The sequence below is a fragment of the Luteibacter sp. HAY1-4A genome (assembly GCF_056755355.1).
The window spans coordinates 26941-53072 of sequence record NZ_JBNDHZ010000016.1 but is presented as its reverse complement, the minus strand read 5'-3'; the positions used below and the strand labels follow the sequence as shown (position 1 = coordinate 53072).

Sequence of the window (26132 nt, the reverse complement as noted above, 5' to 3'; positions counted from 1 at the left end):
TTTCACCACAGGTCGGCCGCCGCTTCGTCGTCGAGCCAGCCACCCTTGAAGCCCGCGCGCTCGAGTCCCTTGCGGATATAGGGATTCTTCTTCATCACGTTCCAGACGAACTCGCTGCGGTAGTTCTCGATCATCAGCACGATCGGACCCTGGTCGATGCCAAGGTGCACGGTATCCGCCCAACCGAAGCCCGGCACGAGGCGACCCGTGCGCAGGTCGGTGCGCGTGTCGAAGCTGAGGTTGAACGCGTCGACGAAGCCGTACTTCGTGTAGATGTGCTGGCCGTATTTCTTCTTCATCTCCTCCAGCGCGGGGATGGCGATCTCCGGGGCGAACGCCACGGAACCGCCGGCGGCCGTCGGCACGATGGTGCCGTCGTCGGAGATATAGTCGCGGCCCGCGCCTCGGGCGGTGTAGCCATAGAACGTGCGTTCCTTGTCGCCCTGCTTCACGATCAGGCCGCCCGGGCCATTGCTTGCGGTAAGGCCCCACACGTTCTTGCCATAACCCTTCCAGCCGCCGGGATTCGCAATGGCGTAGGCCTGTTGCGAGTACGTGGCGCGCCGGCTGTTCTCGAAATAGTCGAGGTCGTGCGCTTTGTTCCAGGCGTCGCGGATGCCGCGGAAGTCGACCCACGCATGCGTGTACTGGTGGCCGAACAGTGGCGCGAAGTTCAGGAACGTCTGGCCGTGGAATTCACCCCAGGTCTTGTCGTACGTCTTCGTCCAGCCGGCCCACGCGTCGTCGTCCACCGCGTGCGTGGGCGAGCCGAGGGCCAGGATGTACACGAGCATGCCTTCGTTGTAGCCGGCCCAGTCGTGCGGAATGAACTTGCCGCCCGGTGTCCAGCCCATGCTGATCAGCGGCTTGTGGTTCTGCGCCCAGGCCCAATCCACCCGCTTGTAGATGTCGTCGGCCAGGTCGCGAATTTCCCTTTCCTTCGCGTCGTCGCGGTCGTAGTAGCTCTGCGCAAAGAGCACGCCACCCAGCAGCAGCGTGGTGTCCACCGTGGACAGCTCCACCCAGCGATCGTGGCGCTTGCCCGTGTCCATGTTGAGGAAGTGGTAGAAGAACCCCTTGTACCCGGTGGCGTCGTCTTCCGATTCGTTCTGCGGCGCGTCGTGGAAGAAGCGCAGCGTGGCAAGCGTGCGCTCCACCGCCTGGTCGCGCGTGATGTAGCCACGTTCGACGCCCACGCCATACGCGGTGAGGCCGAAACCCACCGAGGCGATGGAGGCGAACGAGTTCGTCGGATAGTGATCCGGCACCAGGCCGTTCGAGGGGTTGCCGCTGTCCCAGAACCACTGGAAGGTGCGCTTTTCCAGGTCCGCAATCATGGGCGGCACCGGGTGGATGTCACGCACGGCGGCCGCGGCGGCCGGCTTCGGTTTCGCCACCACCTTCTGGGCCGTCGCCATCGGTGCAGCGGCGGCGAGTACGAGCCCGAGGGCGAAGGAAAGGCGCTTGATCGTCTTGGCGTGCATGAAGCGGTAATCCTGGTGGCGTAAACGTTTACGTCGCGAGACCGGATAAAGGCCCCGGAGGGCCTTGGTCATGTCTGGAACCATACGGCCCGAATCGCCGCGTGGCAATTGCCGGGGCCATCAAGCCGCCACCGCCGGGGCGCGGCATTCGCGATCGATGAACTGCTGGTGCGTGGGCATCAGGTCGACGTTCCGCGACACCACGTCGCGCACGCTGGCGAGGAACTTCGGCAGGTCCTGTTCCGGCATCTGGTCCACGAGCGGATCGTAGCCGCGCGGCATGATGCCCTGGCCGATCATCACCTGCACCCAGCTCACCGCGCCGAACATCTCGTCGGCGTTGCGGAAGAAGCGCCCGCTGTGCCGGAAGAGGTCCACATAGGACTGCAATGAATCGGGAATCGACATCGTGCGGCAGTCGTTCCAGAACGGCGAATCGTCGCGGGTGGTCGCGTTGTAATGCAGGACCAGGAAGTCGCGTATCCGCTCGGCCTCGAAGCGCGTCTGCGTGTTGTAGCGGTCGACCAGGACGGGATCGATCTGCCCGTTGGCCGGAAACAGCTGCAACAGGCGCGAGATGCCCATCTGGATCATGTGGATGCTGGTCGACTCCAGCGGTTCCATGAAGCCGCTGGCGAGACCAAGCGCGATCACGTTGCGATTCCACACTTTCTTGCGCACGCCGGTGACGAAGCGCAGCGGGCGAGGATCGCCCAGTGCCTTGCCGTCGAGGTTGGCCAGGAGCTTTGCGGCGGCCTCGTCGTCGCCGATGTGCGCACTGGAATAGACGTAGCCGTTGCCGGTGCGATGCTGGAGCGGAATGCGCCACTGCCACCCCGCCTCGCGCGCCGTGGAACGAGTGTAGGGCGTGGGCGTCGCCACTCGCTCGCAAGGTACGGCCAATGCGCGGTCGCAGGGGAGCCAGTGGGTCCACGCCTCGTAGCCGGTCTGCAAGGCGCCTTCGATCAGGAGCCCGCGGAAGCCGGAGCAGTCGATGAAGAGATCGCCTTCGACACGCTCGCCGTCGGCCAGCACCACGGCGGCGACATGACCCGACTCCGGATGCAGTTCGACGTGCTGCACCTTGCCCTCGGTGCGGCGCACGCCGCGGGCCTCGCCATAGGCGCGCAGGAAGCGCGCGTACAGCGCGGCGTCGAAATGGTAGGCGTAGCCGATGCCGGCCAGCGGATTGCTCGCGGGTACGTCGACGGGTGCGGGCATGAACTTGCCTCGCGCGGCCGCCACGGTGTTCACGGAATACTCGTCCAGGTCTTCCGCGACGCCGGCGAGCCTTCCCTTGAGCCAGTACTGATGGAATGGCGTCAGGCCAACGTCGTGGCCGATGGTGCCGAATCCATGGATATAGGTGCTGCCCAACTTGCCCCAGTCCTCGAACTGGATACCGAGCTTGAACGTGCCCTGGGTACGGGCGACGAACTCGGCTTCGTTCAGGCCGAGCAGGTTGTTGAATAACTTGATGTGCGGAACGGTGGCTTCACCCACGCCGACGATGCCGATCTCGTCGGACTCGACCAGCCGCACGGTGACCTGCCTGCCGAGCACCCGCGCCAGCGCGGACGCCGCCATCCAGCCGGCGGTTCCGCCACCGACAACGACGATATGGGTGATGCCGTAGCTCATGGCGGTCGCACGCAAGAGGAAAGAAGTGCGCCCGCGGGGAGACGCGCGGGCGCCAATGACGGCGCATCCGGCCATGCAAACCGGATGCGCCGGTGAAGCGCTTTAGAACTTGAAGCCGGCCGTGAAGCGCGCGGTGCGCGGCACGAACTGGATGTTGCCCGTCTTGTTGAACACCACCGGGTGGCTGGCGTTGCTTGCGATGCCGCCCGATCCAAAGTCGGTGGTGTAGTCGTTGAAATTCTTCCAGTTGAAGACGTTCAAAATGTCGAAGCGGATGTAGAACTTCGTCATGTCGCCTTCGCCGATCGGGAAGTCCTTCGTAGCCTGGATGTCGAGGTCGCGATAACCCCAGATCTTGCCACCGACCAGGAACTTCGAGCCTGGCGGCGTATAGGCGCTGGGAATGTTCTGCGAACCGTCCGGGAAGGTCGCACCGTAGCCGTAGTTGCCGTTCCAGGGCAGCGGCGTGGCCAGCGTCAGCTTCGCCGAGAAGGTGAAGCCCCACGGGCCATCGAGCGAGCCGGTGGCCACGAAGCGATGCTTCGATGCCGCGTTCGACGTGACGAACGGATAGTCGAAGATCGTGGGTTCGTCGAACGAGTAATGCTCCTTGATGTCGCGATTTTGCTTCGCACGTGTATAGGTGTACGCAAAGTTCGCGCTCCAGCCGGACTCACGTGTATACGGCTTCTCGGCCGACAACAGAACCTGGGTCGTGCGGGTACGAATGCCGTTATTGCCGATGATCATCGAGCCGAAGCCTGGGATGCCGTTACCCCACGGCTGCGAGCCGCCCTGGAAGAACGAGCCGTCCGGGTACCGGTTGCCCAAGGTGAACGCGAAGCCGTCGTACGAAAGCACACGCGTTACCGTGGCGTCCGTATTCCAGTCACCTAACTTGTTCGACATACCGATGCTGAACTGGTCCGAATAGGGAGCCTTCAGGTCGTTGTTGAGCATGTCGACCTCCTGGCCCTTGTTCGTACCGGCGACCAGTGCCTGCAGATTCTCCAGGCCGTTGAGGTACGCCGGGTCCCAGTTCACGCAGTTCGTGTTCGGGCCGACGGTGCAGGGACGACCGGGAATGTTGAACAGGATCTCTTGATACGGAAGCGCCGACTTGGTCTGCTCGAGCTGCAGGTAATCGTAGAGATTGCGGTCGTAGGAGCGACCTGCGCCACCGTGGATCACGTGCGCCTCATCGGCGAACAGGTCATAGGAGAAACCGAGTCGCGGAGCCCATTGGTTCTGCGCGTGGCGGTTGTTGCCCGTGCCGACGTAGTCGCGATAGTTGATGCCGCCCTTCGCGAGTGTTTGCGCGTAGGTCTGGCCCGGAAACTGGGCCTGGGCATTCTCGTCCAGCGAATTGAACCCATCGATCACATTCTGCGGCGTGACGTAATCCAGATAAGACGGGGTCTTCTCCTTGTCCCAGCGCACGCCGAGGTTCAGCGTCAGGTGGTCGTTGACGGACCAGTCGTCCTGGATGTAGGCGCCATACTGCTTACTGTCGGTCTCGGAAACAGCATTGAGGCCCGGCACCGGGTTCGAGAACTTGGCACTGTAAGGCAACGCGTTCGTGCCGGCCTCGTCCACGTTGTAGAAGAACTGGGGGTTGACGTTCTGGGAATCCTGCGCATGCAGCGTGACTTCCTTGTACTTGTAACCCATCTTCACGATGTGGTCGCCGTGCCATGTCAGGTCGTTGAACGTGAAATCGTCGGAGATCATCGGACCTTCCTGGCCCTTGATCTGCGTGGCGAGCGGACCGGCGGAGCCGACGCCGATGATCGCGGCGTCGTTCGATGGGCGCCACGTATAGTTGTACCCGTTGCCGTAGTTGATTGGCAGCGGATCGTTGGACGAGTTCTCATACGAGGCCTTGAACTCGTTGAAGTACCACTCGCCGCTGTGCTGCCAACGGAACGTACCGCGGGTGTCGTGGTTCTCCGTCACGATCGATTGCGAGTAAGACTGACCGGCACCGATGTTGTCGGCCTGCGTCTCGCGGCGCACCTGGGTGCTGAGTTCGATGCGGTCGCGGTCGGTCAATTCCCAGTCGATCTTGCCGAAGTACAGCTTCTCGTCGAACGGCAGGTTAGACGGTCCAAGTTCGGCCTGGACGCCCGGTGGCAGGAGACCGATGGCCCTGGCCGGCACGTCGGAACCCGGCGTCACGGTGATCGGCGTGTCGAACTTTTTCTGCTCGAACGTCACGAAGAAGTGCATCTGGTCCTTGATGATCGGACCGCCGAGCGCGAAGCCATATTCCTTCTCGAACGAACGCGACTTGTCGGCGTCTTCCTCGGCTGCCGTACGGCTGCGGTACTTATCCGAGGTATAGGTGAAGAACGTCTCGCCATGGAACTCGTTCGTGCCCGACTTCGTCTCGGCCGTGATCGCGGCGGACGACACCTGGTCGTACTCCGCCTTGTAGTTCGAGGTGATGACCTTGTATTCGCCGATGGCCAGCTGCGGGAACGGGTTGCCCTGGCTGTTGACCTGGCCGGATACGCCGCCTTCCTTCACATAGCTCTTCTGGCCCACACCGTCGATGAAGACGTTGACCGAACTGTTGTTCTGGGCACCGCCACGGAGCGAGGTGTGACCCTTCTCGTCCACGCTGAACACCATGCCGGGCACGGTATCGGCGAACTCGAGGAAGTTGCGCGAGACCTGGGGAATCGTCTGGATCTGGCGCAGCGAGATGGTCTTCGCGACTTCGGGCGTGCGCACTTCGGTCAGCGTCGTCGCGCTCACGGTGACGCCTTCCAGCGATGCCGCGTTGGCAGCGTTGGCCGGCGCGGCGGCAGCGGGCGCCGCGAGGTTCAGCGTCGCGGTGGAGGCCACGGTCAACGTCACGCTCTGCTGCGTGCCCGGACCCGCGTCCACTTGGTAGGTGGCCGGCGGCAGGCCGTTGATCACGTAGGTACCGTCGGAACTCGCAGTGGCCTTGCGGCTCAGGCCGGTCTGCGGATTGAACGCGGTAACCGTGGCACCCGGTGCGGCCTTGCCGCGCAGGGTGGCGATGGCCGACTGCGCGAACGCCGACGGCGTCATGACCGCGGCGGCGACCGACGCGGTGATGACGCTGGTGAGAATCTTCTTCTTCAACTGCATCGAGGCTTTCATTGTTCCCCTCTCCCAAATGTTCCGTGTGTGTTTTCTTATCCCGGCCGTAACGCGAAACACGGTGGTCGACTTTCGTCGCGACGCGGTGGTCTGGCCACTCTTCTGCAAACGTTCTTGCCGTGTGTCGCGTCCTCCCCTGGGGGCGGCGCAGCCGTTAAAGCGGTTGTCCTGTGAAGACGCCGTCCTGAAGAATCCATCCAGGGCCCGGCAAGCCGCGAATCCGACGAGCGATCAGGCTCGTCGTCGTACCGCGTCGTTACCGCCGCAGGAAGCGCGTACGACGAGTTCGGTGCCGACGACGGCGCGCGGTTCCGGCGCTGCGTCGTCGGGTGCCTCGATCATGCGAACGAGGCGTTCCAGCGCGGCCTCGCCCAATTCGGCGATGCGCACACGGACAGTGGTGAGCGGTGGCGTGACATAGCGCGCCATGGGAATGTCGTCGAAGCCGGCAACGGCGATGTCTTCCGGCGTGCGTACCTTCGCTTCCGACAGCGCGGACAGGCAGCCGATGGCCATCATGTCGTTGGCCGCGAAGATCGCATCAGGGCGCGGCACCATCGCCAGCGCCTGCTTGCCGGCGTGGTAACCGGATTCTTCGGTGAAGTCGCCCGGCAGCACGATGGCACGGTCGGCCAGGCCCGCGGCGGCAAGCGCTTCGCGATAACCGCGGCAGCGCTCCTGTACGTCGTGGTTGACCTCGGGGCCCGCGATGAACGCGATGCGCTTGCGGCCGAGCCCGAGCAGGTGCTCGGTCATGGCGCGTGCGCCGCCGTAGTCGTCGACATCGAGCGCCGCATGCCGGTCGGAGCGCACGTGGCTGTTGATCAGCACCGTGGGCAGCACGATCGGCAGGTTCTCGTCGAGGAAGGCCTCGTCCGCATGGGGCGACATCACCAGCAGACCGTCGACGCGGCCTTGCATGGCGCGCAGCGCGATGGCGGCCTCGGTGGCGTCGCCGTGCGAGCTGGACACCAGCATGTAGAGGCCATGGGCGCGTGCGGCCAGGTCGATACCGCGGATCAGTTCGGAGAAGAACGCGCCATGCAGGTCGGGCAGGAGGGCGCCGATCGTCTGCGTGCGGCGGGTGATCAGGCTGCGGGCCGCGTTATGCGGCACGTACCGGAGGCGGGCGGCCACTTCCCGGATCCGCTTCTGCGTCTCCGCGGTGACACCCCCGTGCCCATTCAGTGCGCGCGAGACCGAGGCCACCGATACGTTGGCCATTCTCGCGACGTCTTTGATCGTCACACTCACGTGGTTCTCGCCCTTGAGCCAACCCCTCCCGGGGCTCGACGGCGCGGAACGTAAACGTTTTCACACGACCTTGTAAAGCGTTCGAAATCAAGCGGTTGGTGCATTGCCGCAAGAAGGCACGACAGCCGCAATACCACTCGATCGGCAAGGTTAAAAATTCGTGTCGCATCAGGCTGCTGAGTGGTATTCGGCAAATTGCTGCATCGCCGCAACGGATGCACACAAAACCTTCACCCAGCTAAATACCTGTCGCGTATGGAAATACGTAACGCGCGTTACATCTGGGGAAGTTCTCAGGCTTCCTGCAGCTTGGCCGCGCCCGGCTTCTCTACGCTACGCGACGACCACACGCTGCACGGATCGCCGTCGACCGCCCGCCGGCGGGTCGCGATGCCGAGCCAGGCGAAGCCGACGCCCATGGCGACGGCCACGAGGTCCACGCCGAGCACCGCGTAATCGCCTTCGCCGAGCGTGCGCAGGAAGCGGTCGCCATGGACAACGACGTCCAGCAGGCCGACGGCGATGCTCACGGCAGCCGTGGCCCACAGCAGGTCGACAGCCGCCCGTGCGGGGCGCCGCCAGAGCGTCCAGAGGATCGCGGCGGCGAAACTGGCGAAGCAGACCGGCTGCACGATCGACGTGGCCGGCATGCCCCACAACGGCAGCAACATGGCGCCGAGGAAGGTCATCGAGATGGCGAAGCAGGCGCCGATGCAGACGCCCACGGTGGCCGTGGCCATGGCGCGTACCTTCATCGGCTGGTCGGCCTGCCGGCGTTTGCGCCGCGATTCGATGTACAGCAAGTTGCCCGAATAAAAGAGGAAGGCGCCGGCCAGGCCCAGGAGGAAATAAAGCCAACGCAGGGAGAGGTTGCCGAAGGAGCCGAAGTGCAGTCCGAAGATCGCGGAATACGTGGCGTGGTTCGCATCGCGTACGCCGCTCAGCTGCATGTTCAGTACGCGGCCGTCGACGGCATCGAGCGCCACCGATCCGTATTCGCCCAGCGTCTTCTTCGAGGTGCCGCGCACTTCCGCCGTCGCGCCTTGGCGGCCGTAATGCACATAGCGCATGTAATCCGGTTCGAACGTCGCCGCGCCTGCGGCGAGAGCGGCCTGCCGCGCGCGGGCGCCCAGTTCGGCGGGCGAAAGCATCACCGCGCTGCCACCCTTGTCCTTCGTCTCCGGCAGCGAGCTGGTCATCCGCTCGAACGCGCCCATGAGCTTGCCGTCGAAGGTAACCGTGTTGAACGCGACCAGGGTCACCAGCGTCAGGCAGAGCAACGCCCCGGTGATGGCGAAGATGATGTGGAAGGGCAGGCTGAGGATGCCGATGACGTTATGGGCGTCTTGCCACAGGCGCTTGAGGTTGTGCCCGGGGCGCAGTGCGAACAGTTCGCGCACGAGGTTCGGCAGGTGGATCAGCAGGCCGGTCAGCAGCGCCAGGCCGTAGATGATGCTGACGATACCCATGAGGTAGATGCCGACGACGGGAATGCCGAGGTCGTAGTGCAGTTCGTAGATGAAGTCCGCGAGGCCGTGCTCATGGTCTTCGGAATCGCGCGGAGCAGTCTGGCCGAGCGACTGGGTTTTCCACGAACCGTCCTTCTCCATCCAGTACGCGGCCACCTCATGCGACGGATGGTCCGCGGGATAGGTAACGCCCACCTGTTCGCGTGCCGCGGGATGCTTCGCCACGATGTCGTCGAGCATCGCGTGCGCGCGGTCCATCGTGTCGGCGCGCGCCATCGTCGCCTGCGGAACCGCCCAGGTGTCGATCTCTTCGTGGAACATCGTCAGCGCGCCGGCATAGAACGCGATGAAGAGCGCGAACCCGGCGAGGAGGCCGGTCCAGGTGTGCACCGTCGTGAACGTGCGGATCGTGGAAGCTTTCATCGTCAGAGGCCCGTCAGCGTGTGCTTGGCGAGGAAGAGCGCAGCGAACGCGCCGGCGTTGGCCGCCGCGAGCCAGGCCCACGCGCGCGGGCCGCTGTGGAAGAGGAACGTGGCGGCCATGATGCCGATCCACACGGGGAAGAAGAGGACGAGCATCGGAATGGCCACCGACTCGCTGTGCGGCCACAGCCAGATGGCGAGGGACACCAGCGCCATGGACAGCGGCAGGCCGAGCAGGATGCCGGCGAAGGTCTTGGCGAGCATCAGCGCGGCGTCCGTTCGGTGGCGGGACGGAAGAACCAGGTGACGTAAGGCAGGGCCACGGCGCCGAGCATCAGGGCCGTCAGGGCCGAGAACACGCCTGGGAGCGACGTCTCGCCCGCGATCCACAGGACGAAGGCCAGCACGGCGAGCAGTGCCGCGGCGAGCTTCGCGCGGCTGCCGAGCGCATGGGGAAGCAGGCGCTGGTTCCGGGCGGAAAGGTAGGCGAGGACCATGGCGGCGAGGGCCGCCACGCAGCCGAGGATATCCATGGGCGAGGCCGGGCAATTGACTGATTGATAATTATTATCATTTGGAGGGGGTCGGTCAAATGCGCGGAACTGGACACTGCTCAAGTCTTGACCAACCCGGCCGTTAACTGAATACCGGGGTTGGGTAAAACTTGCGTTAACCCGTCTCGTTAAATTACAATTAACACCCCATCGATTCATCGTCCTGCAACATTTCGTTGCACGATGCGACAGGAAAAGCCGATAACCCGTTGATATAGCAGCCATGTTGACCACCGCCCTCATCGCTACGACCTTCCTTGCCTTCGCCTTCGCGGCGATCTCGGTCCGGCGTATTCCCGAGGGGCAGGTCTACACGGTTCGCCGCCTGGGTCGCGCTCCCGCTCTTCTTACCGCCGGCACGCATGTCGTCCTCCCCGTCATCGACCGGGTGGCGCACAAGATCGACCTCGGTGGCCAGGTGCTCCGCTTCGAAGGCGGCACGGTGTACTGGCAGGTGCTGGAGCCGGAAGTGGCCGACGAGGTCATCGACGAGGCACCGGAACTCATCCGCTCGAATGTCGTCGCCGCCCTGCGCGACACGGCTACCGCGCACGCGGCCGACCGCCGCGCCGTCGGCACCCAGCTCAAGCACGCCGTGAACGGCTCGCTCCGCGCCCGCGGCATGCTCGTCACCCGCGTCGAACTCGACGCCGCCTGAGCCTCGCGCTGGCGCCACGGCGCCGGCGCTCCCATACTTTGCGACCCTCGCCTTTATCGGGTACGGCATGACCGCGCGCGACGCCCTGCAAACCCAGCTCGAACGTGGCATCGCCACCCTCGGCGCATCGCTGCCCGACGGCGCTGTGGAACGCCTGCTCGACTATCGCGAACTGCTCGAGCGCTGGAACTCGGCCTACAACCTCACCGCCGTCCGTGACGACCGCGAAATGGTTGCTCGGCACCTCCTGGATTCGCTGGCCATCCTTCCTTACGTGCACGGCCGTTCGCTGGCCGACCTCGGCACGGGTCCGGGGCTTCCCGGCATCCCGCTCGCCATCGCGGAACCGGCGCGCGAAGTCCTCATGGTCGATTCCAACGGCAAGAAGGTTCGCTTCCTGCGCGAGGCGATCCGCTCGCTGAAGCTCGGCAACGCACGCGCCCTGCAAAGCCGAGTGGAAGACGTGGAAGGCACCTTCGAATGCATCACCGCCCGCGCCTTCGCCTCGCTGGCCGACATGCTCGGCTGGGGCGGGCACCTGCTGGCGCCGAACGGCGTCTGGCTGGCCATGAAGGGCCGGCATCCGGCCGAGGAGCTGGACGGCGTGCCGGAGGGTTTCCGGGTGGAGGCGATCCATACGCTGACCGTACCGGACGTCGAAGGCGAGCGGCACCTGGTCGTGATCCGCCGCGCTTGACGTACTGACCCGCTCAACGAGCGCAAGCGGTTCCGAAGCTCAGCCAGGAGGGACGCCGACAAGCCTGGTCATCAATCAAACATCCTGCGTCCAACGATAGACCGTAAGAATCGCGTCGGCGAAATCGCGCGGCGCTTCCCAGGGAAGATTGTGTCCGCACTCGACCGTGCGGTGCTCTTGCCGCCCGGCGAACATCTTCGCGTGGTCGGCGGTGCCGCCGGGCTTGAGCGGGTCTTGCGTTCCATCGATCGTGATGGCGGGAACGGTGATCAGGGGTTTCGCCGCGAGCCGTTCTTCGAGAGGAGCAAGTGCGGGGTCGCCCTCGGCCAGCCCGAAGTCGAAGCGATAGGAATGAACCACCACGTCGACGAAATCGGGATTGTCGAAGGAAGCGGCCGTCCGCTCGAAGGTCGCCTCATCGAACGTCCAGCCCGGTGACCATTGCTTCCAAAGCATGCGGCAGAGTTCGCGCCGATACAGGGCGAGGCATTCGCGGCCGCGCTCGTGCTGGAACATGTGCTGATACCAGACAGCGTGCTCGAGGCTCGGGGGATAAGCATGCCCAAGCCGCTCGACATCGATGACGTCATAGCCTGCGTACGAAACGAGCCCGGTGACACGCTCCGGCCACAGCGCGCTCGCCACGCATGAAGCCAGGCCGCCCCAGTCATAACCGGCCAGAAGGGCACGCTCGATACCGAGGGCATCCAACAGCTCGACGATGTCGCGGCCCAATGCCGCTTGCTGACCGCTGCGCATCGTTGCGGCGGACAGGAAGCGGGTCGGCCCGAAGCCCCGAAGATAAGGCACGATCACCCGCGCCCCGGCGTCCGCCAGGATGGGAGCCACTTCGTCATAGGCATGTACGTCGTACGGGAAGCCGTGCGACAGCACGACGGGCCAGCCCGTCGGTGGACCAAGCTCCAGATAAGAGATGCTCAGATTCGCCGTATCGACCGAGTGCATGACATTCCTCGCGGTTACCATTCACGTCGAACCGGGATTCTGCCTCAGATCGTTCGCGTCGCCACGACCGGTGGCACGCCAGACGCGCGGCGTGCGGGTGCGAACACGGCGAACTGGCCCAGGAGGAGAACCGTCGCCACGCCGACGAAGACCCACGGCACCGGAATGCGATCCATGCCGAAGTCCCGCATGAGCCAGAAGTTGAGTGCCAGCGCCAGCACGATGCCTGCCGCGGCGCCACAGCTAGCGATGGCCAGGTTCTCCAACTGGAAGTAACGCAGGATGTCGATCTTTTGCGCGCCCAGCGCGCGACGGATGCCGATCTGCTTGCGGCGCTGGCCTACCCAGAAGCTGGTGAGGCCCACAATGCCCGCAGCGGTCACGCCAATCAGGATGATGCAAACCACCCCCATCAGGATGGCCATGCCCACGTCCGCCCTGTAGGCATTGTCGCGGATGGCCTCGAACGACATCACGGCCGTCTCGTCGTCGATCACCCGCATGGGATTGACGCCGAAGAGCAACGAAGGAACCGCCTTCATCGCCGCGTCCCTCCGCCCCGGCTTGGCCCGTACGGCGTAACGGGAATAATTGCCATTCTGGCGCGCGGGTATCACGACGGCGTTCCACGCGAACGTCTTCGCCCACACGGCTCCCTGCAACCGGTCGATGACGCCGATGATCCGCGATGGCGTGGCGGAGCCGTCGACGTAGAGCACTTGCCCAACGGCGCCCTTGTCCGGGAACAATTTGTCCGCCAGGGCCTTGGTGATCACGATCATGACTGGCGTACGCTCGTCGCGCCCGGAGTAATGCTGCACTTCGCCGGCATTGAAGTAGCGTCCGGCCACGAGCTTCAGGCCCAGTGCCGCCAGGCCCTGCTCGTCGAGGAAGAAATAGCTGGTGCGCGCGGTTCCCGCGCTGTTGCTGTCGTACGATCCGTTACCCGGATTGATACCGACGGAACCGGCGCGCGACGAGGTAAACAGCGGCAAGGAATTGGTGGACGTCACCGAACTCACGTCCGGCATGTTCCTCAGGGCCGCCAGGTCTTCCTTCAACATGGCGTCGAGCTTTTCCGCACCGCCGGGTTGGTCGGCGTTGGGCGCACCTACCCATTGCTGGGAGACCAGGAAAAGGTCGTCTTCGACCAGGCCGGTGGGCTGGTTGATGTTGTGGAAGCGCTGGCCGATGATGAAGAGCGCATTGCAGACGATCGCGAGCGTCAATGCGATCTGCAACGCGATCAGCACGACGCCCGCCTTGTGCCTGCGCAACGCCGCGAGTATGGGGTGGAGTTTCATGTCCTTGTCCTCAGTTCGACTTCAGCTGCCAGGCGGGTTGCACGTGCGCCGCACGGAACGTCGGGTAAAGCCCCGCGACGAGCGTGCAGACGACGGCCGTCGCGAGTGTCATGAGCAATAACGGAACGTCCAGCGTCGCCAGTTCGGCGATGCCCTTCGGAAGTACCAGGCCGACACCCAGGATGCCCACGCCGGTAAGCGCGAGGCCGAGCACGCCGCCGGCCAGTCCGATCATTCCGGCCTCGGTGAGGAACTGGGCGTAGATGGCGTATCGCGCCGCCCCCAGCGCGCGCCGCACGCCGATCTCTCCGCTGCGGCGCAGGAACTTCGCCAGCAGGAGGCCGGAGGTATCGACCAGGCACACGACCAGCAGGCCGAGCGCCACCAGCAGCGACACCTTGGTATCCGACGGAACCACTTTCTCGCTTTCCAGCCATGCGGGAAGATCGCGCAGGCGGTAGTTCGGCGCCCAGTCGAATCGCCCTGCCTTCTGCTGCTCGCGCGCGTAGTTCTCCAGGTAGCTCCGATACGCCGCAACGGCCGGGGCGTCATCCAGTTGCGCCATGTATCCCACCCACACGCACGACGAGCGTTGCAATCCGACGAAACCCGGCTCCTTCGGCGGCTTGGCACAATTGGTATTGCCGTCGTTCGGCACGCCCCATTCGATGGCCCGGGCGAAAGGCAGGAACAGGTCGTCGGGCGTGGTGGAGAATCCGTCGGTGTTCTGTATGTCGTAGAAGCGCGGTAGGGGATTCCAATCGTCCAGCACGCCGACCACGCGATAACTCCTGCCTTCGACCTGGATCGATCGGCCGACACTGTTCTCTCCGCCGAACAGCTTCCGATTCAGCCTGTTGCTGATCACGGCCACGGCCGAGCGCTGCCGGTCGTCGTCGTCGCTCCAGCCGCCGCCGAACTTGAACGGCGCTTCGACCATCGGGAAGAACTCGGCGTAGACCGCGTGACCGCCGACGTTGAACGGATGTTCGCCCGGCCGCGACGGCACCACCGCGGAATAGATGATGTAGATGGCCGATTGCAGACGTGCACGGTGATCGCGCATGAGCGCCATGGCGTCGGTGTAGGTCAGGGCGTTCACCGGTTCGGTGTCGCCGTCGCGTTGGGTGCTCGGCCCCCACGCGTCGATCTGCGGAACGAACAGCCGCGACGATTTCCAGGGAATCGGATCGCCCGACACGGCCCGGAAAACCGAGTAAGTGGTCATGGATGCGGCGACACCGAAACCGATCGCGAAAACCATGAGTGCCGTCAGGCCACGGCTGCGCTTGAGGCTGCGCAAGGCCAGTTCAACGTAGTAAACAAGCATGTTCATCCCCTATCCGTGCTCATGGCGGGCCGGGCGGGCACTCGTCCGATGAGGCTGAAGAGCAAGTGTCGTGCCATGCGGATCCGGTCGGGAAATCCGTTGGGAGCGTGCGCTCAGGCGAGGCGCCCCTGGGCCATGGCCGTGTCCGCGGACACCCCGGACGGACGACGACCGGACATCGCGCCCGGCAACGGACTGCTACCGCACCGCGACCGATGGCGGGCGCTCACCTAGGGCGCGGCGCCCGGTCGATGCTAACCTAGCTCCCTTTCCGTGCACGGCAGCTACCGGTACCCCATGGCCCGCATCATCGCAGTCGCCAACCAGAAGGGCGGCGTCGGCAAGACCACCACCTCCGTGAACCTTGCCGCGGCCCTGGCCGCCGCGAAGCGAAAGGTGCTGCTCGTCGACTTCGACCCGCAGGGCAATGCCACCATGGCGTCCGGCGTGGACAAGCACGAGGCCAAGCCGAACGGCTGCGAAGTGCTGCTCGGCGAGGCACAGATAGCCGACGTGCTGGTTCGCACCGAGGCCGGGTTCGACCTCCTGCCGGGCAACGGCGACCTTACCGCCGCCGAACTCAAGCTGATGGACGGCCTGGCCCGCGAGCAGCGCCTGAAGGAACAGCTGGCGAAGGTTTCGGACCGCTACGACACCATCCTGATCGACTGCCCGCCGTCGCTGCACCTGCTCACGCTGAATGCGCTGACCGCGGCGGACGGCGTGCTGATTCCGGTGCAGTGCGAATACTTCGCGCTGGAAGGCCTGTCGAGCCTGCTCGACACCATCGACGCGGTGCGCCTGCGGCTGAATCCGGGGCTGGAGGTCGAAGGCCTGCTTCGCACCATGTACGACGTGCGCAACAACCTCGGCAACGAGGTCTCGGCCCAGCTGACCCAGCATTTCGGCGAGAAGGTGCTGCGCTCGATCATCCCGCGCAACGTGCGCCTGGCCGAGGCACCCAGCCACGGACAGCCGATCCACCTCTACGATCGCGGCTCGCGCGGCGCCATCGCCTACATCGGCCTTGCCGGCGAGATCATACGGCGCGAGCGCGCGATGAACGGCGCCGCCGGTGCCGACGCGGCGGGTGCGAACGACGATGCAGCGCAGGCCGCCCCCGGCGCCACCCCGACGACCTCTTAAGGAGCACCCGTACCCATGGCAGCAGCGAAGAAACGTGGACTCGGCCGTGGCCTCGACGCCCTGCTCGGCGGCGGCGCGGGTCCCGCGGCCACACCCTCCGTCATCGAACAGGAGGGCGAGCTGCGCACGCTGCCGATCCACCAGATTCAGGCCGGCAAGTACCAGCCGCGGCGCCACTGGAACGACGAGGCGCTGGACGAGCTGGCAGCCTCGATCAAGGCCCAGGGCCTGATCCAGCCGGTGGTGGTCCGTGCCATCGGCAAGAACAGCTATGAACTGATCGCCGGCGAGCGCCGCTGGCGCGCCGCCCAGCGCGCCTCGATGAGCGAAATCCCCGCGCTGGTGAAAGACGTGCCCGAGCAGTCGGTGCTCGCCATGGCGCTCATCGAGAACATCCAGCGCCAGGAACTCACCCCGCTCGAAGAGGCCCAGGCACTGCAGCGCCTCATCGACGAGTTCGACCTGACCCACCAGCAGGCGGCCGACGCCGTGGGCCGCTCCCGTGCGGCGGTGTCCAACCTGCTGCGCCTGATGGAGCTTCCGCAGTCGATCAAGCAGCTGCTCGACGAGAGCAAGCTGGAGATGGGCCATGCCCGCGCCCTGCTCACGTTACCCTCCACGGTCGCCGAGCCGCTGGCGCTCGAGGCCGCGCGCAACGGCTGGACCGTGCGCGAACTGGAAGAAGCCGCGCGCAAGGCCCAGCTGGCACCCAAGGGCAAGGCGAAGTCGGCCGCGGTGGATCCGAACATCGCCAATCTGGAGCGCGAACTGGCCGAGCGTTTCGCCACGCGGGTGGAAGTGGCCCATGGCCGTGGCGGCAAGGGCAAGCTGGTCATCCACTACCACAGCCTCGACGAGCTGGATGGCATCCTCAGCAAGGTCCGCTGAGGCGGCCGTGTAAGAGAAAGCCCATGGCGCCGGTCAAAGAGGGTGTGAATCCGAAGCAGCGCCAGTACGAAGCTATGGTGCGCGCCCTGTCGGCCGACCTTTACCGGTATGCCTTCTGGTTGTCGCGCTCCGAAACCGTCGCGCAGGACCTGGTCCAGGAGACCTTCCTGCGCGCGTGGAAGAACCTCGACGCCCTGCGCGAGGTGGATGCGGCCAAGCCGTGGCTCATCACCATCCTTCGCCGCGAACACGCCCGCCTGTACGAGCGCAAGCGCCTCGACCTGGTGGACCTGGACGACAACGTGACCGAAGACACCGCATTCGCCAGCCCCGAGCGCAGCGGCGACGCCGCGCAGGTGCGCGAGGCGATGCTGAAGCTGCCCGACAAGTATCGCGATCCGCTCGCCATGCAGGTGCTGGGCGGTATGACCTGCGAAGAAATCGCCGAGAGCACCGGGCAACAGCCCGGCGCCGTGATGACCCAGTTGTTCCGTGCCCGCCAGCGCCTGAAGGCCCTGCTCGGCGGACGCGCCGCGGCCGAAGGGGGCCGGAAATGAACTGCCTCGACTTCCGCCGCCGCATCGGTGCCGAGCCGCGCTCGCGCGATCCCGAGCTGCTCACCCACCGTGACACCTGCAAGGAAGGCTGCGCGGCTTTCTGGCAGCGGGCCCAGCGTTTCGAGGACGACCTCGAAGCGGCGCTCGCGGTGCCGGTGCCCGAGGGCCTGGCCGATCGCATCCTGCTGGCCCAGGCCACCGGCGAACGGCAGCGCCAGGTCGGCCGGCGCCGCGCCTGGATGGCGCTGGCCGCCTCGCTGTTCATCGCCTTCGTCGGGGGCGGCGTCCTCTGGCGGCAGGCCGACCTCCGTTCGCTGCCCGCGCTGGCCGTGGCGCACATGCCCGAGGAATTGGAGGCGCTGAACCTTACCCAGCCCATGACCGACGCCCAGGTGGAGGCCGGTTTCGTCGGCCGCGCCACGCGGCTCAAGGGTCCGGCGCCGGCGGGTGTCACCTACGTGCACGACTGCACGGTGGGGCCTTATCCGGCGGTGCACGTGGTCACGCGGATGAACGACGAACCGGTGGTGGCGCTCTACATGCCCGGGAAGATGATCGACAAGGGTGACGACTTCCACCGCGATGGCTGGGACGGCCGCGAGGTTCCGCTGAGCGGCGGCACCCTCGTGGTCATGGCCCAGGGCGCCAGCCGCCACACCATGGCCGCCGTGGAGCGCGGCTGGCGCGCCGCCATCGAAGGCCCGGCGGCGCCGAGCGTGGGTCAGATCTGAGGAAAGTGCCGAACGGTGTCCCCCGCTGGCGGCTTGGGCGATAATGCCGCCCGAATCCCGCTACCCCGGAACCGCGATGACCGATCTCGCCGTGGTCGTGCCCGTCTTCAACGAGCGCGACAACATCCCGCCCCTCCTCGCCGAGATCGCCTCGGCCCTGCGTGGACGGATCGATTTCGAGATCATCTACGTCGACGACGACAGCACCGACGACAGCGTGGCCGTGCTTACGGCGGCCCGTGCGCAGTACCCGGAACTCCGCATCATCCGTCACATCACCCGCAGCGGTCAGAGCACGGCGGTGTGGAACGGCGTGCGCGCCGCGCGTGCGCCGTGGATCGCCACGCTCGACGGCGACGGCCAGAACGATCCGGCCGATATCCCGAAGCTCCTCGCCGCGCGCGAAGGCGCCGCGCCGGGGCTGAAGCTGTTCGCAGGCTGGCGCGTCACGCGCCGCGACAGCTTCAACAAGCGCATCTCGTCGAAGATCGCCAATGCGGTGCGCTCGCGCATGCTGCGCGACGACACGCCCGACACCGGCTGTGGTCTGAAGCTGTTCGAGCGCGACACCTTCCTGCGCCTGCCCTACTTCGACCACATGCACCGCTACCTGCCGGCGCTGGTGAAGCGCGCCGGCTTCGCCAGCCAGAGCGTGCCGGTGGGCCACCGCCCGCGCACGGCCGGCACCTCGAAGTACGGCATGCTCGACCGTCTCTGGGTGGGCCTGGCCGACCTGCGCGGCGTGGCGTGGCTGATGCGCCGGGCGAAGGTCACCCGCACCGAAGAGGTCTGATCTTGTGGGAGCCGGCTATGCCGGCGATCCCGCGGCAGCGGGCAAGCTCGCCACGAGCACCTATCGCCGCTGAAGCGGCTCCCACAGGGATCTGACTCAGCGTGCCGTGGGCAAGCGCGGTCTCCAGGCTTCCAACGCCTTCGCCGTGCGCTCTCGTCCCAGCTCGATGAGCTCACGCGCACGGTAGAACTCGTACACCGTCGACACGTTGCGGGGGATCTCGATCAGCAGGTCCGGTGGATAGGCCGCGAGGCGCAAACGGGACAGATTGGCCTGCATGAGGTCCATCGACTGCGTCATCAGGTCGAACGCGCCGGGGTCGCGGATCTTCTGTTCGCCCTGCGGCAGCACCCGGCCGATAAGGCGTCCCAGCTTCGCGGCGTAGCCCTTGTCGGCCACGGCCGCGACGTCTTTCTCCGGCGGCTTCTGCATTTCCGCCGCGCCGTCCACGCTCACCGCCACCACATAGTCGGCTTCTTCGCGCATCAGCGGCAGTACCGGCAGCGGATTGAGGAGCGCGCCGTCGACGAGGCGCCGTCCTTCGTGCGTGTACGGCCGGAACAGCGTGGGAATGGCGATGGAGGCGCGGATGGCGTCGAACAGCGGGCCGCGGGTAAGCCAGACTTCCCGTTCGCGGTCGATATCGGTGGCCACCGCGGTATAGGCCAGTTCGAGGTCTTCGATGTTCACCTCGCCGATCAGCTCGCGCAGCGCCGCCATGATCCGGTCGCCCTTGATGAAGCCGCCGCCGGAGAAGCTCCAGTCCACCAGCCGCAGCACGTCGAAACGGGCCAGCGTCGACACCCAGTCGCGGTAGATGTCGAGCTTGCCCATGGCGTAGATGCCGCCGATGAGCGCGCCCATGGAGGTGCCGGCCACCGCTACGACCTCGTAGCCGTGCTCTTCGAGAGCCTCGATCGCGCCGATGTGGGCCAGGCCCTTCGCCGCCCCCGCTCCCAGCGCGAGGGCGATGCGCGGCTTGCGCGACACCACGTTCGCAGCGGGAAGCGCGCCCGGATCGGCGATGTCGAAGTCGCTCACGAGCCAGCCTTCAGTGGTGGTTTCCGTTGGCCTGGTAACCGGAAAGCGCGAGTTGCAGGAGGATCTTCATTTCCTCGCGCAAGGGCAACGGCGAGACGATTTCCGCATCGGGGCCGTACTTCAACACGTCCATCAGGAGTTCGCGGGAGTTCGAATAAGGCACCTTCAGCTCGTAGCGGCCATCGGGGAGCCATTCGCCCTTCTGTTGCGAATGCCAGTGTTCGTCGGCCACCCAGCGCGCGGCGTGCGACGAGAAGCGGATGGTGGCCCAGGCTTTCGGCTTGCCGGCGAAGATGCCGTAGCTGGAGGCGAGCAGGTCGTTGAGCTCCGCTTCTTCCACGTCCTTCGCCTTGGCGTCCAGCGCCTGCGGATCGGCGATGCGGTCTACCGCGAAGCTGCGCAGTGCCTCGCGGTCGTGGTCCCACACGTCGAGGTACCAGTTGTCGCGGTAATGCGTGAGCCGCTGCGGCGACACCGTGCGCTTCGTGTCGGAATTCGTGGTGCGCGCACGGTAGCGAAAGCTCAACTGCCGGCGCTCGAGCACGGCACCCGCGACGATGCGGAATACCTGCTGGTCCATCTTGCGCGCGCCCCAGGAAATGACCCGGATGCGATCGACGGGCAGCGCCTTGCCGCTGCCATGGTCGGAGAGCAGGCGCTCGATGCGTGCCTTGAACGGCGCGAGCGCGCCGGCGAGTACGCCGGGATCGGAGCGGCCGATCAGCTCGTTGAGGGCCATCAGCGCCGCCAGCTCGTCGCTGGTCAGCCACAACCCGGGCAGTTCGAAACTGTCGCCCTCGCCTGCTTCGTAGCGGAACGAGGCCTGTTCACCGGCCACGCTTTGCACCGGCGCGCCGAGCGCGTCGCGAAGGAATGCCACGTCGCGGTACAGCGTGGCGCGCGAGCATTCCAGCTCGTCCATCAGGCGGGACAGCGGCACCGGATAGTGGGCGGACTTCAGCAGGCGGTGCAGGGTGAGAATGCGCTCGTAGCGGTCCATGGATGTCGCCGGCAGATGGAGCTTAGGTAAGTGTGTCCGCGTGGGCGTGACGCCCGTATCTACGGCCCGAAGCATGGCGGTGGCAGGGCCACTCCGCAAGGGACGCTCGCCCTCGGTTTGCGCCGGGCGCCATAAGGCGCAAAAATGGGCCTTTGCGATTCGCCGAAGGCCTTCCCCGACCATGGCGGAACCGAAACACATCCCCTCCGTCGTCGTGGTCCCCCCGGGGCCGTCCGACGGCGCCGGTGCTGCCCGCGACCTGTTTTCCATCCCGGGCGTGGTCATCCAGACGGCCACCGCGACCGGCTATGGCCTGTGGATGGTGCTCGGCACCGCGCTTGCCCTCGGCACCTATCCGGACGGCCGCGGCGAGGTGCTCGTGCCCCTCAGCATCGGGTTGGTCTTCGTGGCGTCCGGTCTCGTCGCCACATGGCTGCGCCTGCCGTTCGCCGTCGACTGGCACGGCTGGAATCCGGGCAAACGGATGATGCCGACGGTCGAAGGCATGATCGCGATGGTGAATTTCCTTCCGATGCTGGCCCTGGCGGGACTGGCCCGCGGGGGAAACGACTTCTGGGCCACGCGTCTCGCGGGCGCGGCGCTCATGCTGTGCAGCGTGACCACCCTGGTGTACACCGCGAGGGGCGCTTCCCGTGGCCTTTCCGTCACGGTGGCCTCGGTTGCCAACGCGTTGCCGCTGGGGCGCGCCACCTGGGCGCTGTTCGCCGGGGGGCTGTGGTTCTGGCTGTGTGTCGCGCTGCAATCGGACACCCCCATGGAGCCGTTCAACCCCTGGCGGCTGGCCCTGCTGGCGGTGGCGCTGGCGCTCGGCATTGTCGAGGGCATGCGCTGGCGGGCACTGCGGCAGCTGGCCCAGGACAACGGTGCCGCCGGACACCTGGCCGGGGGCCGGGCTGCCATGACGCTCCTCAGCGGCCGCGTCGCGGTCGCGATGCTTTCGGTAGGCTTGCCCAGCCTGCTGCTGGTTTCCCATCCAGGCGGCCCGGCCCAGGCGTTGGCCGCCGGTCTGGCCGCGTTAAGCTGCGTTGTCGGTCAATGCCTCGAACAGCGGCTCTACGGTCGCGCGTACGGACGGCTCGTTGCGGGCCACGCATGACGGTTTCCTTTCCACTTCCCGGGTAGACGATGAAAAAACTCCTTATCGCCACGCTCGTCCTCGCTGCGCTGCCCTTCACGGCATCGGCCCAGGACGCCAATGCCAACACCAACGCCAACCCGAATTCGGACGCCTCCCAGAACGGTGGCTGGACGGGTTCGGGCGAGTTCGGCTTCGCCTCCTCGCGCGGCAACTCGCGTTCCGAGAACGCCAACGCCAAGCTCGGCCTGAGCCAGGAAAACGAGGTCTGGAAGAACAACTTCTTCCTCAACGGCCTGCGTTCGAAGGGCGAAGTGTCGGTCGAGGACGGCAACGGCAACACGGTGGACAAGTTCAGCACCACCGCCAACCGATACGACACCGGTGCTTCCGTGGGCTACAAGTTCGACCCGCGCAGCTATGTCGTCACCGCGGCGCGCTACGAGCACGACGACTTCGGCGCCAACTTGTGGCAGGGCATCATCTCGGTGGGCTACGGCTACATCGCGCTGAAGAACGAGCGTGCCGAGCTGTCCTTCGAAATCGGTCCCGGTTTCAAGCGCTACCAGCCGGCGGAATCGGAACGCGCCGTCCTGAATCCCGACGGTACGCCCGTCGTCGACGCCGGCGGCAACGCCGTGTCGGAAACGTACAAGCCCGACGCGGAAAGCGAAGTGGTCGGCCGCGGCCTGGTCAACGCGAAGTACCGCCTCACCGACAACACCGCGTTGGAAGACACGCTGCTGGTGGAAGCGGGCTCGAAGAATCAGTACTACCAGAACGACATCGGCCTCTCCGTCAGCATGACGAAGAAGATGGCGCTCAAGGTCGGCTACCAGATCCGCTACAACAGCGACACACAGCCCGGCACGCAGAGCACCGACAAGCTGACGACGACCAACCTCGTCTATAACTTCTGATCGTAGACGGCCCCTTTTTACCCTTGGGGCCTGCTTTGTGTGGGAGCCGGCTATGCCGGCGAGATCGCCGCTGAAGCGGCTCCCACACAAGCAACCTAGCGCTGCGGTTGCAGGAACGCTTCCGCACCCAGTGCCAGCAGCATCGCGGCCACCTCGTGCCCTAGCGCCACCGGCGTATCGCCGTTCGCATCGGCCTGGGCGCGCAGCAGTTCGCCGGTGGCGGCGTTGCCCACCATGCCGTGCAGCGTCAGCCCGTACTCGGCCACCACGCACCAGGCGCCGATCGCCACCGCGCAGCTGCCGCCGAGCTTTTCATTCATGGCCCGCTCCGCCTCGACGGCTATGAGTGTTTCCGGGTCCGTCAAGGCGGCCATCAGGTCGCGCACGCGGAGGTCGTCCTCGCGTGATTCGACGGCGATGGCGCCCTGTCCCGGCGCGGGCAACCAGTCCGGGCTGGCCAGGCGATGGCGGATGCGTCCGCTCAGGCCAAGCCTGTCGACGCCCGCGCAGGCGAGGATGATGGCCTCGTAATGGCCTTCGTCGAGCTTGGCCAGCCGCGTGTTCACGTTGCCGCGGAGGTCGAGCAGCTGCAGATCGGGGCGCAATGCGCGCACCTGCGCCTGCCGCCGCAGCGAGGACGTGCCGACGCGGGCGCCGTTGGGCAGCTCGGCCAGCGTTGCGTAGTCGTTGCTGATGAAGGCATCGGCGGCATCGGCGCGCGGCAGGATCGCCGACAGCACGAAGCCCGGCTCGAGTTCCGCCGGCACGTCTTTCAGGGAGTGCACCGCGATGTCCGCGCGGTCCTCCAGCATTGCGATCTCGAGCTCCTTCAGGAACAGCCCCTTGCCGCCGATCGTCGCCAGCGAGCGGTCGAGGATCTCGTCGCCCCGCGTGGACAGGGGAACCAGCTCGACCGTCAGTCCGGGATGGGCCTGGCGCAGCAGGTTGGCCACGTGCTCCGCCTGCCAGAGGGCAAGCGCGCTTTTTCGGGTGGCGATGCGGAGCGGTGCGGTCATTGCTTTCCAGCCGGAACGAAACGGACGAAGGCGAGGATTGTCCCGCAAACCGGCGCCGCGCGCAGCGGCGTAGCGCAAGACGCTGGATTCCTGCCTTCGCAGGAATGACGACCCGTGTCGTTCCCGCGAAGGCTTTCGCGGAATGGCCGCCCCTTGTCGTCCCCGCGCAGGCGGGGACGCAGTGACTTACGCCGACCGCAGCAATTGGCGAACCGCTGGAAGGTTGCGCCGGCTGACCTCTGGCGCCACCTCGGTGCCTGCCAGCCGCGCAAGTACCCGTCCGTCCGGCAGCGTCTTCAGCCCCTGCAGTCGCTCCCGGGGCACCAGGCAGTTGCGGTGCAGGCGGACCAGGCGCTCTCCGTGCGCTGCCTCGAGCTGGCGAAGCGATTCGTCGATCAACCACATGCCCCCGGCGTGGTGCACGGCCACGTATTTCTCGTCGGCCAGCAGGTAAAGCACGTCGGCCAACGCCACGCGCACCTCGTCGGCTCCGCTGCGTGCGCGCAGCCACGCGCCGCGTTCCACGCCCTGGGCCGGCGCGCGACGCGAGAGCGCACGGTCGAGGGCTTCGTCCAGCCGCTCCGCGCGCACCGGCTTGAGCAGGTAATCCGTGGCGCCGAGGTCGAAGGCACTCAGGGCGTGTTGCTCGTAGGCAGTGCAGAACACCACCTGCGGTCGCGTTGCCAGCGCACCGAGCCGACGGGCTGCCGCGGTGCCGGTCAGCCCGGGCATCTCGACATCGAGCAGCACAAGGTCAGGTTTCAATTCGGCGCAGGCTTCGAGCATGGCTTCGCCATCGCCGACCTCGCCCACGACGGTCACATCGGAACGCCGTGCCAGCAGCCCGCGCAGGCGGACGCGCGCCAGCGGTTCGTCATCGGCGATCAGTACGCGCACGGGCGGCCTCCGGCAGGAAGACGTTCACCAGGAAGCGGCCCTCGCGCACGTTCGCGACCACGCTGGCGCGCTCGCCGAAATGGAAGCGCACGCGCTCACGCACATTGCGCAGGCCGTGCCCGTTACCGGGCGTGGCCGGTATGTCGGCAATGGGGTTGTCCACGACGATCTCCACGCCGCCCTGCACGCGACGGCCTTCGAGGCGAATGGTGCCCCCTTCGCGCAGCGGCTGCACGCCGTGCCGAATGGCGTTCTCCACCAGGGGCTGGAGCAACAGGCGCGGCAGCGGGAGGTCCTCCGGCACGTCGATGTCGCGTTCCACGCGGAGCCGGTCGCCGAGCCGCAGCGCCTCGATTTCGAGGTAGCGGTCGACCAGCGCCCATTCCTCGCCCAGTGTACCGAGTGCGGATTGGTCGCTACCGAGCGCCGCGCGGAACAGCTCGGACAGGTTTTCCACGGTGCGTTCGGCGGCATCCGGGTCGACGCGGATAAGCGCGGCCACGGCATTCATGCTGTTGAAGAGGAAATGCGGCCGTATCCGTGCCTGCAAGGCGGCCACCTGAGCCTGCGCGGCGGCGGCGACACGCATCTGCCATTGCGCCACGACGTAGAAGTAGCGGAGCAGGCCGGCACCGAGCAGGCCGGTGGCGAGCATGCAGTCGCGCACGAAACCGAAGCGCGAGGCCGGGCTGAGACCCGCGCCCAGGTTGTGGTCGATCCAGCCCAGGATGGCCGCGCTCGCCCCGACCGTCGTCACCAACAGGAGCCATACCGCCGCATAGGGCCAGAGTCCCGACAGGCGCTGCATCCATGGACGCAACTTGCACAGCGCCACGGTCAGCAACACCGACAGCCAACTGGTGAAGAGCACCGCGATGCTGAAGTCGCGCAGGTCGCCGTCGTTGCCGGGTGCCAGCCACATCAGCGTGACCGTCAGCGCGCCCACTACCAGCAACGCGAACAGCACCGGCAGGCTGCAGAAATCGGGCAGCGGTGCCGATGGTTGGCGTGGGTTGTCGGGGGAGGCGAACATGCGGCGAGTATGCCGGAAGCAACGTGGCTTGCTGTGGGAGCCGCTTCAGCGGCGATGGGTGCTCGCGGCAAGCGTGCCCGCTGCCGCGGGATCGCCGCTGGAG

Annotated in this window: 24 protein-coding genes; 9 read left to right on the top strand and 15 right to left on the bottom strand. The window is 66.1% G+C overall.

Annotated elements, in window-relative coordinates; all coding sequences use genetic code 11:
* Positions 1-2 precede the first annotated feature (2 nt).
* The 7 genes from ACPYOD_RS07345 to ACPYOD_RS07315 form a co-directional block, all read right to left on the bottom strand.
* Entirely contained in the window at positions 3-1484 is a 1482-nt protein-coding gene (locus ACPYOD_RS07345) for a glucoamylase family protein (protein WP_481301107.1), read from the bottom strand.
* Positions 1485-1604: 120 nt separating this feature from the next.
* The gene (locus ACPYOD_RS07340; protein ID WP_481301081.1) at positions 1605-3125 is read right to left on the bottom strand and encodes a tryptophan halogenase family protein; all 1521 of its coding nucleotides are present in this window, start codon (positions 3123-3125) and stop codon (positions 1605-1607) included.
* Positions 3126-3227: 102 nt separating this feature from the next.
* The gene (locus ACPYOD_RS07335) at positions 3228-6257 is read right to left on the bottom strand and encodes a TonB-dependent receptor (protein WP_481301080.1); all 3030 of its coding nucleotides are present in this window, start codon (positions 6255-6257) and stop codon (positions 3228-3230) included.
* Positions 6258-6488: 231 nt separating this feature from the next.
* On the bottom strand, positions 6489-7511 hold the full coding sequence (locus ACPYOD_RS07330) for a LacI family DNA-binding transcriptional regulator (protein ID WP_481301079.1): 1023 nt from the start codon (positions 7509-7511) through the stop codon (positions 6489-6491).
* Positions 7512-7804: 293 nt separating this feature from the next.
* Positions 7805-9403, bottom strand: a complete 1599-nt coding sequence (locus ACPYOD_RS07325) for a PepSY-associated TM helix domain-containing protein (RefSeq protein ID WP_481301078.1) — start codon at positions 9401-9403, stop codon at positions 7805-7807.
* A gap of 2 nt (positions 9404-9405) precedes the next feature.
* Positions 9406-9666 carry a hypothetical protein gene (locus tag ACPYOD_RS07320; protein WP_481301077.1) on the bottom strand — a complete coding sequence of 87 codons (261 nt, stop codon included), beginning with the start codon at positions 9664-9666 and terminating at the stop codon, positions 9406-9408.
* Positions 9666-9935, bottom strand: a complete 270-nt coding sequence (locus ACPYOD_RS07315; protein WP_481301076.1) for a hypothetical protein — start codon at positions 9933-9935, stop codon at positions 9666-9668. The genes ACPYOD_RS07320 and ACPYOD_RS07315 overlap by 1 nt, the downstream gene beginning before the upstream one ends.
* Before the next feature lie 244 nt (positions 9936-10179).
* Between ACPYOD_RS07315 and ACPYOD_RS07310 the strand changes: the two genes are divergently transcribed.
* Entirely contained in the window at positions 10180-10614 is a 435-nt protein-coding gene (locus ACPYOD_RS07310) for an SPFH domain-containing protein (RefSeq protein WP_481301075.1), read from the top strand.
* Between the two features lie 67 nt (positions 10615-10681).
* Positions 10682-11311 carry a 16S rRNA (guanine(527)-N(7))-methyltransferase RsmG gene (rsmG, locus tag ACPYOD_RS07305; RefSeq protein WP_481301074.1) on the top strand — a complete coding sequence of 210 codons (630 nt, stop codon included), beginning with the start codon at positions 10682-10684 and terminating at the stop codon, positions 11309-11311.
* Between the two features lie 75 nt (positions 11312-11386).
* On the opposite strand, the gene ACPYOD_RS07300 is transcribed toward rsmG, so the two are convergent.
* The 3 genes from ACPYOD_RS07300 to ACPYOD_RS07290 are packed head-to-tail and all read right to left on the bottom strand — an operon-like array spanning position 11387 to position 14911.
* Positions 11387-12277, bottom strand: a complete 891-nt coding sequence (locus tag ACPYOD_RS07300; protein WP_481301073.1) for an alpha/beta fold hydrolase — start codon at positions 12275-12277, stop codon at positions 11387-11389.
* A gap of 44 nt (positions 12278-12321) precedes the next feature.
* A complete protein-coding gene (locus tag ACPYOD_RS07295; protein WP_481301072.1) occupies positions 12322-13581 on the bottom strand; it encodes an ABC transporter permease in 1260 nt (419 codons plus the stop codon).
* Between the two features lie 10 nt (positions 13582-13591).
* On the bottom strand, positions 13592-14911 hold the full coding sequence (locus ACPYOD_RS07290; protein WP_481301106.1) for an ABC transporter permease: 1320 nt from the start codon (positions 14909-14911) through the stop codon (positions 13592-13594).
* Between the two features lie 297 nt (positions 14912-15208).
* On the opposite strand from ACPYOD_RS07290, the gene ACPYOD_RS07285 reads away from it, so the two are divergent.
* The 5 genes from ACPYOD_RS07285 to ACPYOD_RS07265 all read left to right on the top strand — a co-directional run bounded on the left by ACPYOD_RS07285 (position 15209) and on the right by ACPYOD_RS07265 (position 19026).
* On the top strand, positions 15209-16057 hold the full coding sequence (locus tag ACPYOD_RS07285; protein ID WP_481301071.1) for a ParA family protein: 849 nt from the start codon (positions 15209-15211) through the stop codon (positions 16055-16057).
* 15 nt (positions 16058-16072) lie between these two features.
* The gene (locus ACPYOD_RS07280; protein WP_481301070.1) at positions 16073-16945 is read left to right on the top strand and encodes a ParB/RepB/Spo0J family partition protein; all 873 of its coding nucleotides are present in this window, start codon (positions 16073-16075) and stop codon (positions 16943-16945) included.
* A 23-nt stretch (positions 16946-16968) separates the two neighbouring features.
* Complete coding sequence (locus ACPYOD_RS07275) at positions 16969-17502, top strand: sigma-70 family RNA polymerase sigma factor (RefSeq protein ID WP_413624864.1); 534 nt, start codon at positions 16969-16971, stop codon at positions 17500-17502.
* The gene (locus tag ACPYOD_RS07270; protein WP_481301069.1) at positions 17499-18233 is read left to right on the top strand and encodes a DUF3379 family protein; all 735 of its coding nucleotides are present in this window, start codon (positions 17499-17501) and stop codon (positions 18231-18233) included. Before ACPYOD_RS07275 ends, ACPYOD_RS07270 begins: the two co-directional genes overlap by 4 nt.
* 76 nt (positions 18234-18309) lie before the next feature.
* Complete coding sequence (locus ACPYOD_RS07265; RefSeq protein ID WP_481301068.1) at positions 18310-19026, top strand: glycosyltransferase; 717 nt, start codon at positions 18310-18312, stop codon at positions 19024-19026.
* Between the two features lie 96 nt (positions 19027-19122).
* On the opposite strand, the gene ACPYOD_RS07260 is transcribed toward ACPYOD_RS07265, so the two are convergent.
* Positions 19123-20067, bottom strand: coding sequence for a patatin-like phospholipase family protein (locus tag ACPYOD_RS07260; RefSeq protein WP_481301067.1), 945 nt, complete (start codon positions 20065-20067; stop codon positions 19123-19125).
* 10 nt (positions 20068-20077) lie between these two features.
* Complete coding sequence (locus ACPYOD_RS07255) at positions 20078-21067, bottom strand: helix-turn-helix transcriptional regulator (RefSeq protein WP_481301066.1); 990 nt, start codon at positions 21065-21067, stop codon at positions 20078-20080.
* 181 nt (positions 21068-21248) lie between these two features.
* Between ACPYOD_RS07255 and ACPYOD_RS07250 the strand changes: the two genes are divergently transcribed.
* Together ACPYOD_RS07250 and ACPYOD_RS07245 are read left to right on the top strand one after the other, a co-directional pair.
* Positions 21249-22184, top strand: a complete 936-nt coding sequence (locus ACPYOD_RS07250; RefSeq protein ID WP_481301065.1) for a hypothetical protein — start codon at positions 21249-21251, stop codon at positions 22182-22184.
* Between the two features lie 29 nt (positions 22185-22213).
* Positions 22214-23083 carry a DUF481 domain-containing protein gene (locus ACPYOD_RS07245; protein ID WP_481301064.1) on the top strand — a complete coding sequence of 290 codons (870 nt, stop codon included), beginning with the start codon at positions 22214-22216 and terminating at the stop codon, positions 23081-23083.
* A 95-nt stretch (positions 23084-23178) separates the two neighbouring features.
* Here the strand turns inward: ACPYOD_RS07245 and hemC are convergent, their stop codons facing one another.
* The 3 genes from hemC to ACPYOD_RS07230 all read right to left on the bottom strand — a co-directional run bounded on the left by hemC (position 23179) and on the right by ACPYOD_RS07230 (position 26029).
* Positions 23179-24099 carry a hydroxymethylbilane synthase gene (hemC, locus tag ACPYOD_RS07240; RefSeq protein WP_481301063.1) on the bottom strand — a complete coding sequence of 307 codons (921 nt, stop codon included), beginning with the start codon at positions 24097-24099 and terminating at the stop codon, positions 23179-23181.
* A gap of 186 nt (positions 24100-24285) precedes the next feature.
* A complete protein-coding gene (locus tag ACPYOD_RS07235) occupies positions 24286-24996 on the bottom strand; it encodes a LytR/AlgR family response regulator transcription factor (RefSeq protein ID WP_481301062.1) in 711 nt (236 codons plus the stop codon).
* A complete protein-coding gene (locus tag ACPYOD_RS07230; RefSeq protein ID WP_481301061.1) occupies positions 24974-26029 on the bottom strand; it encodes a sensor histidine kinase in 1056 nt (351 codons plus the stop codon). The genes ACPYOD_RS07235 and ACPYOD_RS07230 overlap by 23 nt, the downstream gene beginning before the upstream one ends.
* Positions 26030-26132 lie beyond the last annotated feature (103 nt).